Source organism: Streptomyces sp. ACA25 (assembly GCF_028200735.1).
Classification (GTDB): domain Bacteria; phylum Actinomycetota; class Actinomycetes; order Streptomycetales; family Streptomycetaceae; genus Streptomyces.
Genome location: NZ_JAQKPV010000004.1, coordinates 98,926 through 110,922, shown reverse-complemented (window position 1 = coordinate 110,922; position 11,997 = coordinate 98,926). Strand labels below are relative to the sequence as shown.

The window sequence follows — 11,997 nt, the reverse complement described above, 5'->3', positions numbered from 1 at the left end:
CCTGACTCCAACTGTGGAGCGTGACATGCATGTGCTCGGCAAAAACCTGACGACTGCCCTGGCGGCGCTGATAGCCACCGCGCCCGTCATCGTCCTCGCACCCGCCGCCAGCGCCGCGGACACCCAGAAGGAAAAAGCCGAGGAGCTCATCCTCCAGGCCAGCCTGGACCCCGTCCCGACCAACCGCGTCACCGGTTCCGGTACGGCACACGTGAAGCTCAACGGCAGGTACGCGGAGGTGACCATCAAGGCCCGCGGGCTGGTCGATGCTCCGCACGCCATGCACTTCCACATCGCGGCCAAGGGCCAGTGCCCGCCGGAGTCCGCGGCCAAGGAGCGGAACGGCAACGTCTTCATGAACGTCCTGGACGGGGCACCGTTCTACGGCGGCATCGGCACCTCGCTGACCACCAGCGGTGACACGAGCCCGGACTCCGGGCTGGCCATCGACCGGTTCCCCTCGGGCTCTCAGATCAACTACCACCGGACCGTGGAGCTCAGCAAGGAAGCCGAGAAGAGCCTGCGCGCCGGTACCGGTGTCGTCGTGGTCCACGGCATCGACTACAACGGCAACGGCGTGTACGACGACGTGCTGGGAGCGAGCGAGCTCGACCCCTCCCTCCCCGCGGAGGCGACCAACCCCGCCCTGTGCGGCGCGCTCAAGGCAGCTCCGCTGGGCTCGGTGGCCGGTGGCCTCGGCGGCACGCAGACCGATGGTGTGGCGGCGGCCGGTATCGGCACCGGTCTGCTAGCCATGCTGGCCGGTGCCTTCTACCTGCGTCGGCGCAGCAGCGTCCAGCAGTGACGGGCTGAACCCCTCGTGCCGCCCAGCCGGCCCGGTGGCCACCGCGGAAGCTTGCGTACCGCGGTGGCCACCGCCGGTCTGTTCGCCGGCGGCGCGGTTCTCGCGTCCAGCCTCGTCACGACAGATGCTCCGCGCGGGCTGCCGCCACCGGTACGCGACACGGCCGCGACGACCGCGCCGCCATTCGTCCCCGGAACGCCGCGGCTGCCCGCCGCGCCACCCGACCGCCTCAGCATCAGGGCCATCGGGCTGGACACCCGGATCGAGGCCGTCGGCCTCGCCCCGAACGGGTCGGTCGCGATGCCCCGGGACGCCGACCAGGCCGCGTGGTACGCCGATTCCCCCACGCCTGGAGCCAACGGGAACGCCATTCTGGCCGGGCATGTGGATTCCGCAGTCGGCCCGGCCGCCTTCTACCGCCTCCACGCGGTCGAGCCTGGCGACCTCATCGAGATCACCCGGCGTGACGGCAGATCCGTCCACTTCACGGTGCGCTCGGTGCGGGTGTGGCCGGCCGACGGCTTTCCTTCCGAGGAGGTGTACGCGCTCACGGCAGATCCGCGGCTGACCATTCTGACCTGCGCGGAATGGGACAAGTCCACCCGCTCCTACCGGTCCAATCTGGTGATCACCGCCTCCCCGCACACGGACTGACAGACGCCGCATGCGCTGACGGGACAGCCAGGCCAAGCGCGACAAACTCCACCGCGCCCGCGCCCAACAGAACACCGCTGGGGCCCGCGCCGCATGACCCGCCCCACCGCCACCCCCGGCGGCACCCTCCTCCTGGACAGCGAAGGACTGTCCAAGGCCGTCCTGCGCGACCGCGAGGTGACCGCCTGGCTTGCCCTGGCCCGCGCCGATGACCTGCGCGTCATCACCAGCGCCGCCACCCTCGTCGAGGTGTTGCACCCCCGCATCAACCACGCTGCCCTGGAGTGGACCCTTTCCCGCCTCATCATCGAACCCGTCACCGCACACCTCGCCCAGCACGCCGCAGCTCTCCTCGCCGACGCCGGCCTGCACGGCCACAGACACGCCATCGACGCCATGCTCGCCGTCACGGCCCTGGCGGCGCCCGGCCCGGTCACAGTCCTCACTTCCGACTCCGACGACCTCACCACGCTGTGCGGAGGACAGGTCACCGTCATCAAAGTCTGACCGCAAGATCAGCGGCGCAGGGTCGTGGCGAGCGCTCCGCCGACCGCAAAGCTCGTGCGGCTCGTCGACACCCTGCCGGCAATGGGCGGAACGCGGGCGTTATATGCGCTGACTCGCGATGGTGGCACTGATACCGGTCGGCCTTGTAGGAAGCGCCCGCCTCCGTGATCTACTCACCACCCAAGAATCCGGCGGTGTTGCAAGGACCCCTGGAATTCAAGCACCCTCGTGGAGCGCACCAGCCGCTTCTTCCTGCCCGTCCCCTTGCCCGCCGGCAAGAGCGCCGAGGCCGTATGCGACGCGCTGATCGACACCGTCAAGGACGTCCCCGCCACCGTCCTCAAGTCCCTGACATGGGATCAGGTGCCCTGGCTCCTCCAGAGCGCCAACGTGCTCCACCAGTGCGGCGCGGCCTCCCTCGAACAGGGCCGCCGGCACGCAGACACCCTCTCCCCGGAACTGCGCGCCCGGTACTGGGTCAGCGACTTCATCGGCCCCGAACTCCCCGATGTCCTCGCCCTTGCCCTTGCCCTTGCCGACATCGTCATCTCCCGCAGCGGCGCCGGCACCCTCGCCGAACTCACCGCCCTGGGCAATCCCTCCATCCTCATTCCGCTCGCCTCCTCCGCCGGAAACGAACAGACCCACAACGCCCAGCACCTGGAACGATCCGGCACGGCCTTCGCCCTGGTCAAGGAGAACGCCACAGCCGAACGGCTCCGCGCCGCACGGGAACCGGTCATCGCCTCCCCGGAACGGCGTACCCACATGGCAGGCCAGGCGCGCTCCCTCGGGCGCCCCGATGCCGCCGCACAGCTGACGACCGCCTTGCTGCTGTTGATGGTCCTTACGGGGCGGGGCCGGGTGCGGGGTGCAGGGGGGTTGAGCCGAGGTTCTGCTGGTCCTGGGTGCCGAAGGCGGACCAGAGGGCCGCGGTGAGCAGGAGGAGCGCGCCGAGGACGAGGTAGACCGGCCGTCCTCCGAAGCCGTCGAAGAGGAAACCGGTGGCGAGGATTGCCCCGGCGCTGACAACGCGGACGACGGCGTCGAGGAGCCCGTGCCAGGTGCCGAGCAGGGCGGCGGGGGCGCGGAGCTGGACGAGGAGTCCGGCTGACCTGAGGTACACGGTGAAGCCGAGACCGAAGAGGACGAGGGCGGTCGCGAGGATCCACTGCGTCCCACCGAACAGTGCCGCCGTCAGGGTACCGGCACCCGCGAGAGCGGTGGCCCAGCGCAGGCTTGAGTAGATGCTCTCCGGGCCGGCCTTGGCGACGACGAGGCCGCCGATGAAGGCTCCGATGGTGGAGAACGCCAGGAAGGAGCCGGCGTGGGCCGGTGACATGTCGAAGGTCGCCCTCATGAGGGGCAGAAGGGAGAGGATGACCGTCGAAAGGGCAAGCACGGTCAGGGCGTGGAAGATGAGGAAGCGGCGCCAGGCCGGGCTGGAGACGATAGTCCTCGCCACTGCGCGGCGGGACGGGAGAGGGGCGGGTTCCTCCTCGCCGTTCGTGGCACCGGATCCCTGCTCGTGGACGGTCTTCAGGTGCGCGGATCCCGGCTGCCGGGCCACGACGGCGATGAAGCCGACGAAGACGGCCAGGGCGAGGACCTGAAGGCCGGCGGCGACGAGAAGGGCCCGAGAACCGGGAAGCAGGACGATGACCAGGCCCGCGACGACCGGGGAGAGCACTTCGGCGGCCGCGCGGACGCTTGCCCCGATGCCCTGAACCCGGACGAGGGTCTTGGCGTCGAGGATCCGCGGCAGGAGCACGAACAGGGCCATCTCCCCGATGTGATGGACGAGGTCCACCGTGGCCGCCGCGACGACGATCGCCCACAGGTGGGACGAGAGGAACGTGGAACCGAAACCGATGAGGACGAAAAGGCCGATCTTGACGAGGTAGGCCACGACCAGGACGGTCTTCGGATTGCCCCGGTCCAGCAGGGGGCCGGCCACGACGGAGGCGACGACCTCCACGCCGTAGCCCACGCAGTACACCAGGCCGACTGTGCTGACCAGGCCGGAGAGGTCCAGGGCCAGGTTGACGAACGCGATGTCGTAGATGCCCTCGCTCATGGAACGGGACATGACGAGCACCACGAAGACCGCGAGCAGCAGCATCAGCCAGCGTGGGGCCGTGAGGAGCGCGGTGCGGCGGCCGGTGCTCGGCTCCTGCGTGGTCGCCGTCACTGGTAGGCCAGCTCTCGGACGACGTTGCCCGCGAGAGCGGCACCCGGCGCGTCGAAGGTCGGCAGTGATCCGTCGGCGGGCACCGGGACGAAGAGTTCGGGCAGGCTCGCGCCGCGGGAGTCGTGGACCTCGTACTCCACCCGGTAGTGGAGCGTCCCACTGCCCCGGGCCCGCATCAGCACACCCGGTTCGATCGTCAGGACGACCCGCGAGTCCTGTGGGAAGGGGAGGATGTGGCCGGCCCCGAAGGTGGGAGAGTCCGCGCGGCGGTCGATGAGTTCGAGTTCCATCTCAGGATTGTCGTACAGCAACGGGGACAGCTTCAGCGTGAGATGGGGATGGGCGCTATAGTACTGCGGCCAGGATGCCGAAACGTCGTGAACCATGGTGTCGGCTAGCCCGTTCTCGACATTGGAGCCGATGCCGTACGAGTCGTCGCGGATGGACTGGTAGGAGCCGACCGCGGCGGTGACGGTGGCGAGTTCCGACGCGGGCAGGACGGGCTGCTGCCCTGCGAGGTCCCGGTCGATGAAGTAGCGGTGGAGCTCGCCGCCGATATCGGCGGAGGCGATGACGCCCTGCTCGGTCGCACCGCCGAGCCAGCTGCGGGACACCATCTTGGAGATCAGGAACTGGGCCGCCGTCGGCAGCTCGACGTCGTTGGCGACGGTCCGGGGGCGCGCGCGGTCCATGTCGGCGACGGAGTAAGTGGCGTTGTCGTCGAGCGGGGACCACTGCGAGGCGGGGTCCTGCGGCGCGTGGAGGGAGTAGTCGTTGCGGGTGGTCACGGTGCCGAGCCGCTCGAACCAGTGGGCGTAACCCGGCGGGACGGCCAGTACGCACGATCCGTCGGCCGGGACGTCGATCTCCAGCTTCCGGTCGTACTCCGGCGAGTCCGCCCGGCAGTCGTACATGTGCACGGTGACGGGTTCGGCGCCCGCCGGGCCGTAGAAGGAGAGCCGGTCGTACTGACCGAGGTGCACCGCGTACTCCTCATACGCGAAGTGCGGGCTGTGCACCATGTAGTGGTAAGGCCGGTCGTTGCGGGAGGACCGGATGTGCCGCGCTCCCGGGAGGCCGGAGTCCTCACCCATCGTGCGAGTCTTGGTCATGATCAGGTGCGGCTTGGGGAGGGCGGACATGGGCGGCGTTCCTCTCTCAGCAGTGCTGGGATCCGAAGGGGTCGGTGGTGCCGGGGGCGGGTGCACCGGACCGGTGCACCCGCCCCCCGTCGACTACCGCGGTGTTCAGACGGTGGTGACGACGACGCCCTCCGGGAGGGCGGCCTTGAACTCCGCCAGATCACCGAAGGAGCGCGAGGTGATCTGCTCCTCCGTGTCGGCGTCGATCATCATCGAGGCGATCTTGCCGAGGATGCTGCGGAAGTACTCCGGGGTCTCGAAGTAGGGCTCCAGCGCGGAGCTCAGGCTCTCCAGGGCAGCGCGGGCGGCGGGGTCCGTGACGTCACCGGACAGGGCGGCGAGCTCGGTCTTCCAGGCGGCGGTCTCGACACTGGTGATCGACATGAGGTAATTCCTTTCGTGGGTTCTGCAACGGGTTTCAGCGGGTGAGCGATATTGCCTTGGCTTCCATGCGCGCCAGCGCGTGGAGAGCCGGTCCGGGCAGGTAGCGGTCGCTGTCCTGCTCGAGCCTGCTGGCGTCGGCTTCGAACGGGTCGGCGGTGGTGACGTCGCGGCCGAGAGGGTGTTCCAGGGCCCAGGGCTGGAGGTCCAGGAGTTCCATCTCGGAGCGAAGCCAGACACGGCCGGTTCCGGTCAGCCGGTACCAGGTACCAGGGGGGACGCGGACCCCGATGGTGGGGTCGCCGAGGCGGATCACGGAGCGTTCGCCCTCCGCGGTCACCACCTCGATCTGCGCGTCCGTGCTGCCCGCCAGCCAGGTGAGACGGCGGCGGGAGTACTCGTGGCGGACGAACCGGCCGGCGACACGGGCGTCGGGGCCGTCCTCGGTCCGACTGCCGTCCAGGTCCACTTCGAGGACATCCGAGGTGCAGCTGTCGGTGGAGGGCACGACGGTGAAGGACTCCGGGCCCGTCAGCACGAAGTTGTTGCGGGAGGCCCACGGGTGGACGTCGTCCCCTGTCTCGGCGGCCCGCCACGTGGGCCTGAGTGTCGCGTAGGTGGTGCTGCCGCCGATGGAGACCCGGTATCGGGCGGCGTAGGCGCCCTGGTCCTGCGCGTTGGTCTGCTGGGACATCCGGGACAGCAACAGGTGGGCGGCGGTCGGCAGCTCGTGGCGGTTGGTGCGCACCACGGGAGCCTGCTGCGAGGAGCGCAGGAAGGAGATGAGGTCGTTGTCCGGTTCCCAGTCGGGGTTCTGGTCGGCGTACCAGACCGGTTCGTCGCGGGTGACGACTCCGCCCAGGCCGTCGAGGGTGTGGGCGATGCCCTTGGGGATGATCAGAACCCGGTAGGGCGAGACGGCCATCTCGATGGTGATCTCGTCGCCGAGCTGGGGCGATTCCTCGCGGCAGTCGATCAGGTGCACGGTGATGCGCTGGCCGTCGCCGAAGAAGGTGAGCCGGTCGTCCTGGCCTACGTGGATGCCGTAGGCGGAGTAGGCGAAGTCCTTCTCGTGAGTGACGTAGTCGGTGATGCCCGGTCCGTTCGAGATGCGGGTCACCCGGACGACGCCGTTCGTGCCGTCGCTTTCGCTCACGTTCGTGGTCTCCAGCCTCGTCCCCGGCAGGGAGAACTCCATGGAGGTGACCTCGTCGGGGACCTCGAAGGTCCCGATGTGGCGGCGGGTGGTGGTGCGTTCCAGCTCCGCGGCCGGCTCTGCGTCAGCGGTTTTGAGCATGGTGGTTTCCTCTCGGTTGCCATTCGCGTGGTGGACCGCCGCGCAGGCCACGGGTGGGCGTTCATTCCAGGCCGCGCGGGTACGGAACCGGCGCGTCTTCTGGTCACGGAAAGGAGTGGCCTTCGCCGCCGGAGGCGTCCCGCAGGCGCCAGCCGACGAGCCGGGGATTCCGCCGCAGAGCACGCAGGCAGACGGCGTGAGCGGCGAGGAACGCCTCGGCCTCGCATTCGGCGAGGATGAAGAGAACGAGGTCCATCTGGCCGGGAAGAGCTCGTACCCATAGATGCTCGACGCGGTCTGCGGGAGCGAAGTGGGCGGAGATCAGTTCCCTGAGATCTTCCGAGGCAGCGGGTGGTAGGTTCGGACCAATCAGCCGCATGGTGATCATATGCATCGTGTCAGGTGGCGGTCAGCGACTTGGCCCCCGCCGGATGTCAGACGTGCCAAGGGAGGCCGGCTCCGTCCGGGGGCGTGCCCCATCCGTACCCGTCGCCGTCCGCCACTCCTCGGGGTTCCGACACACTGTGGGCGACAGCGCTGGTAGTTATTGCGCCGGCGACGAGAACAGCGGAAGCGAGCAGCAGAGCGGCGATCCGAGCCATAGCAGACTTCACCCTTCAATCGGGGGACTTGACGGTAGTTTTTCGAGTCCACCTTGTTCTCTATGTGTGGCGCTCGATGGGTTAAGCCTGTCCGAGAGATGAGGCGATGTCACCAGCAGACGACCAGCACCTTGGTGCCTGGCCACTTGGCGCCACCCCGGCCCTTGTCGGCTCTTCCCACGCTTGTTCAGGACCCTTCCCGGGGTAAGTCTTGACTGCCTATAGTTCGGACCAAGGGGGACCAGGTGCTACAGCTTCTCGGACTCTCGGCTCAGGCGGAGGCCGTCTATCGGGCGACACTGCAGCAACCCGATCACGGTGTGCTCGCCTTGGCCGAGGACACGGGCCTGTCGGAGTCGGAAATCCGCGACTGCCTCGATGAACTGGCCGCCCTGTTACTGGTCAAGCCTTCCGACCAGTACGGGGGAAGGCTCCGGCCGGTCAGCCCGGAAGTCGGCTTGGCCACCCTTCTGGCTTCGGCGGAAGCCACACTCGCGGAACGTCAGGCACAGCTGAAGAAGACGCGCGCGGAGATCGCCGCCATCGCTGCCGAGCATCGCGGTACCCAGTCCTCCGACAACGCCATCAGGCTCCAGGGCCTGGACGCGGTGCGTGCCCGGCTCGAAGAGCTGCAGCACGCCACCGAGTTCGAATGCCTGTCTCTCAACCCCGGTGGAGCTCACCGGCCCGACGCCCGCAGCGCAGCCGCCCCGCTCAACGAGGAGGCACTACGCCGAGGTGTCATCATTCGCGCGTTGTGCAGGGAGAGCTTCCGCAACGACCCAGACACCCTTGCCTACGCCCGTTGGCTCACCGAACACGGCGGCCAGATGCGCACGCTGCCAACAATTCCCATCCAGATGATCGTCATCGACCGTCGCGTGGCGATTCTCCCCCTCTCCCCGGCCGACCCCCGCAGCGGCGCCCTGGAGATCCACAGCCCCGGCATTTTGGCCGCCCTCTGCGCATTCTTCGAGCAGTCCTGGTCCGAGGGGACTTGTTTCGGCGAACGGCCACAGTCCGACAACCACGAGTGCACGCCGATGGAGCGCGCCCTCCTGGGATTCGTCGCCGCTGGAGACACGGACGAGGCGGCCGGCCGCAAGCTCGGCGTCTCCCTGCGGACCGTGCGTCGGATGATGTCGACCCTGATGGGAAGGCTGGACGCCTCCAGCAGATTCCAGGCCGGCGTGAACGCCACGAGGCGAGGGTGGCTGTAGCTCCACCCTCGCCAACCAACCGCTTGTCCGCCCCTGTCGCTCGTTGGCCAGACCATACACACCAAGCAGTGGATGACCACCGTCGCGGCAACGCGCAAGCCAATCCGGCGGGGAATCCGGGACGTGGCACCAGCAATGCTCCGCGTACGTTGCGTCAGCGTACGTGCACTTTCGGTGGGCGGTACGAGCTCCGCGAGCACGGCGAGACCGAAGTCGATCAGCTTGGGACCGTACGGGGCCAGCAGGATGTTCCGCGGCTTCAGGTCACGGTGCCGCAGCCCCGCCTCGTGCACCGTGCCGAGACCCTCCGCCAGCAGGGCACCGAGGCTGGCCGGTCTCGGCGAGCGGGAGCGGGCCGTGCCCGGTGACCAGGGTGCGCAGATCCGGCCCGGGGACGTACTCCACCGCCAGCCACGGCTGATCAGCGTCCGCGTCCGCCCCCACGAAGGCCGCGACGAACGGCCCGTACACGGTGCGCAGGCTGTCCACTTCGGAAAGGAAGCGGACCCGGGTGTCCTCGTCGAGGACCGAAGGCTTGATCACCTTCACAGCGGCCTGGTGGCGGACTCGCCGAGATACACCTGTCCCATACCTACGGCCCCGATCCGGCACACGAGCGCGAAGCCCCCGATCACCTTCGGGTCGTCGTCTCTCAGTGGCTCCACGGTGCCGCGCCTCCCCCTTGTGGCCCCTCGCCCTGCGGCCTTCCGTCCCGTGCCCTCTCACCGCTGCTTTGGAGGAGGCCACCGGAACCTGGGTCAGTCTAGGCAGGACCGGTCTTCCGCACTGCCGGTTCGCGGGCCGCCCACTGCCGGATCGCGGGCGGGCCTCCGCACGAGGTGAATGGCACAGCCCGTGAGGAGCGCTCCGCCGGCAGTGGGCGTTGTCGGCATCGTGCAAAGAGACCGGAGCGCGGGGGTTCTCAGTCCTCTTCCGGTGACCGGGGTTCCTGGCCGGCGTGGCGCACGCGTTGTTTCCGGGGGGTCTCCCGCCACGCCAGGGGCAGGGCGAGAGCTATGACGACAGCGGATACCAGGAAGGCGCCGCGCAGGCCGAAGGCGTGGGCGAGCAGCCCTATGGCGAAGGAGCCCGCCCCTGTCCCTGCGTCGTAGGCCATGTTCCAGGCGGTGCTGGCCCGGCCGATGCCCTGCGGCCCGGCACGGTGGAACATCACCACCAGGGTGTCGTTCTGCAGGGCTCCGAAGCCCACCCCGTAGGCCAGTGCGGCGGCCACGGCCAGCGCCGTGACTCCTGTGGTCACCTCGGTGGCCACGGCGAACCCGGCCATGCCCGCCGCGCAGGCGGCGACCGCGACGGGCAGAAGACCGCCGACGACGCCCATCCGGTCGCTGCGGACCCCGGCCGCCCAGCGCCCGGCGATGACACCGGACGACAGGACGAACAGGGCCCACGGCGCGGCGGACGGTGCGTCGAGAGCGAGCGGGAGGAACGAGGTCACCCCGCCCAGCGCGCATGCGGCGGTGATCATCAGGAGCCACGGTGCCGCCAGGGCCCGGTACCCGACGGCGGGTTTGTGAGGCCCGGGAGCCGCGTGCCCGGCTGCGGGAAGCGGGGCACCGGCGGGGCCGCCCCGTCCGCTCTGCCCCGCTGCCTCCCCGGGGGCGGAACGCCGGCGCGACATGGCGGCGACCAGCGGCAACGACAGGGCACCGAACACGCCGGCGGCCACGAACACCACGGAGAACCCGAAGCGCTCGGCGCACCAGACCCCCAGCGGCAGAAAGATCACCGAGGGCAGTCCCACCGCGATCCCGTAGAGACCGATGGCCCTCCCCCGCCGGCTGACGGGCACCAGATCCGCCACCAGGGCGCTGCCCGCCACCACAACCATCCCGAAGCCGGCCCCCCGAACCGCGGAGACCGTCAGCACCCATCCCAGGCCGGCGGAGAGCGCGTAGGCGAACACCGGCACGCCCAGCAGCAGTGAGCCGAGGAGCAGCATGCGGCGCAGGGGAAGCCATCGGAGCAGCCTGCCCATGCACAGCTGGACGGCGACCGTGGCCCCCATGGTCACGCCGGTGGCCGCACCCACCCCCGCGTGCCCGGCGCCGCCTTCCGCCGCCCACAGGGGGACGACGGAGAGCAGCGGGGCGAAGCCGGCGAAGCTGCTGAACGTGGCGGCGAGCAGGAGGCGGAACTCCCGGCCCGCCATACCGGTCCGAGGTGCCTCCCGGCCGCTGCGAGAGGAGGCCCGGGGGATGCGCATGTGTCGAGTAGTACGGAACTCCGCGCCCCGGGTCCACTCGACGGCGGCGGTCAGTCCGCGGCGGTGGACCGCAGGCGGCCGACGCCGGGGAGGAACCTCCCGGCCCGGGAGCCGTACGCGAGGTAGGCGCCGCCGTGCACGCGCTTCAGGTACGGCTCCTCCACCACGCGGACCTGCAGCTGCAGCCCGGCCACCAGAACCACCAGGAACAGGACGGCGACCAGGTTGGGCACCATCAGCGCCAGTCCGACGGCCATCAGCCCCATGGCCGTGAACACCGGGTTGCGCACATGGGTGAACAGCCCGTCGGTGACGAGCTCGGTTCGCTCCTGCTCGTCCACCCCCACTCGCCAGGAGGTGCCCATGTTGGTCTGGGCGGCCAGCGTGGCGGCTGTCCCGGCCAGGGCGAGCACCAGCCCCACCCAGCGCAGCGCGTCGGCGCCGAGGCCCGGCAGCGTGGACAGTCCGGCCATCGCGGCGATCGGAGCGGCGGCGCCCGCGAGCAGGGCGAGCACGAACAGCACTCCTGCCCACCATTCCACCGAACCGGGGCCTCCGGAGATTCCCCGGAACCCGCTGTCGCCGGTGCGGCGCCGGTGGGTCAGGGAGCGCACGCCGAAGGCGACGACGGCTGACGCGACGTACAGCGTGAGCGCGGTGACGGCCCAGCCGTTCATCGCCGGCTCCCGGCGTCCGCGCCGCGCAGGTGGTCCGGTGCCTGATCGAACCGCAGCATTACTTCCATCTCATGAGTAACAGTCAACACCCCCGCACCTTAGTACCCAGGATGCCGCCCGCACCCCCTCCTGTCCGGATGCTGGGAGCGCTCCCACTGTGGGCGCGCAACGGACCTGGGCGGGCGCCGCCGGTGAGCCCGGCGGACGCCGTGGACCGCGTGCAGCGGAGGCGGCCCTTCGGAGTTCAGGCCGCAGCACACCTGCCCGGTCGGCCTGTCACCGCCCGAAACCTTC

General features: G+C 69.7%; 13 protein-coding genes. 5 read left to right on the top strand and 8 right to left on the bottom strand.

Annotated features, from left to right (window positions below; all coding sequences use genetic code 11):
• Nucleotides 1-25 precede the first annotated feature (25 nt).
• The 4 genes from PJ985_RS08525 (at nt 26) to PJ985_RS08510 (ending at nt 2,905) form a co-directional block, all read left to right on the top strand.
• A complete protein-coding gene (locus PJ985_RS08525; RefSeq protein WP_271682990.1) occupies nt 26-805 on the top strand; it encodes a hypothetical protein in 780 nt (259 codons plus the stop codon).
• Between the two features lie 63 nt (nt 806-868).
• Complete coding sequence (locus PJ985_RS08520; RefSeq protein ID WP_271682989.1) at nt 869-1,459, top strand: sortase domain-containing protein; 591 nt, start codon at nt 869-871, stop codon at nt 1,457-1,459.
• Nucleotides 1,460-1,552: 93 nt separating this feature from the next.
• Entirely contained in the window at nt 1,553-1,966 is a 414-nt protein-coding gene (locus PJ985_RS08515; RefSeq protein WP_271682988.1) for a PIN domain-containing protein, read from the top strand.
• 228 nt (nt 1,967-2,194) lie between these two features.
• Entirely contained in the window at nt 2,195-2,905 is a 711-nt protein-coding gene (locus tag PJ985_RS08510; protein WP_271682987.1) for a UDP-N-acetylglucosamine--N-acetylmuramyl-(pentapeptide) pyrophosphoryl-undecaprenol N-acetylglucosamine transferase, read from the top strand.
• On the opposite strand, the gene PJ985_RS08505 is transcribed toward PJ985_RS08510, so the two are convergent.
• The 5 genes from PJ985_RS08505 to PJ985_RS08485 form a co-directional block, all read right to left on the bottom strand.
• Nucleotides 2,814-4,157: an MFS transporter gene (locus PJ985_RS08505; protein ID WP_271682986.1), complete on the bottom strand. Its 1,344-nt coding sequence runs from the start codon at nt 4,155-4,157 to the stop codon at nt 2,814-2,816. The two genes, PJ985_RS08510 and PJ985_RS08505, sit on opposite strands and share 92 nt — an antisense overlap.
• Nucleotides 4,154-5,299: a hypothetical protein gene (locus tag PJ985_RS08500; protein ID WP_271682985.1), complete on the bottom strand. Its 1,146-nt coding sequence runs from the start codon at nt 5,297-5,299 to the stop codon at nt 4,154-4,156. The genes PJ985_RS08505 and PJ985_RS08500 overlap by 4 nt, the downstream gene beginning before the upstream one ends.
• A 105-nt stretch (nt 5,300-5,404) precedes the next feature.
• Nucleotides 5,405-5,683, bottom strand: coding sequence for a hypothetical protein (locus tag PJ985_RS08495; RefSeq protein WP_271682984.1), 279 nt, complete (start codon nt 5,681-5,683; stop codon nt 5,405-5,407).
• 34 nt (nt 5,684-5,717) lie between these two features.
• A complete protein-coding gene (locus tag PJ985_RS08490; protein ID WP_271682983.1) occupies nt 5,718-6,977 on the bottom strand; it encodes a hypothetical protein in 1,260 nt (419 codons plus the stop codon).
• 103 nt (nt 6,978-7,080) lie between these two features.
• Nucleotides 7,081-7,233: a hypothetical protein gene (locus tag PJ985_RS08485; protein WP_271682982.1), complete on the bottom strand. Its 153-nt coding sequence runs from the start codon at nt 7,231-7,233 to the stop codon at nt 7,081-7,083.
• Nucleotides 7,234-7,824: 591 nt separating this feature from the next.
• Here PJ985_RS08485 and PJ985_RS08480 point away from each other — a divergent pair.
• Nucleotides 7,825-8,799 carry a hypothetical protein gene (locus tag PJ985_RS08480; RefSeq protein ID WP_271682981.1) on the top strand — a complete coding sequence of 325 codons (975 nt, stop codon included), beginning with the start codon at nt 7,825-7,827 and terminating at the stop codon, nt 8,797-8,799.
• Between the two features lie 264 nt (nt 8,800-9,063).
• Here PJ985_RS08480 and PJ985_RS08475 read toward each other — a convergent pair whose 3' ends face one another.
• From PJ985_RS08475 to PJ985_RS08465, 3 genes are all read right to left on the bottom strand, one after another.
• Nucleotides 9,064-9,348, bottom strand: a complete 285-nt coding sequence (locus PJ985_RS08475; protein WP_271682980.1) for a hypothetical protein — start codon at nt 9,346-9,348, stop codon at nt 9,064-9,066.
• A gap of 373 nt (nt 9,349-9,721) precedes the next feature.
• Entirely contained in the window at nt 9,722-11,026 is a 1,305-nt protein-coding gene (locus PJ985_RS08470) for an MFS transporter (protein WP_271682979.1), read from the bottom strand.
• A 50-nt stretch (nt 11,027-11,076) separates the two neighbouring features.
• Nucleotides 11,077-11,703: a methyltransferase family protein gene (locus tag PJ985_RS08465; protein WP_271682978.1), complete on the bottom strand. Its 627-nt coding sequence runs from the start codon at nt 11,701-11,703 to the stop codon at nt 11,077-11,079.
• Nucleotides 11,704-11,997 lie beyond the last annotated feature (294 nt).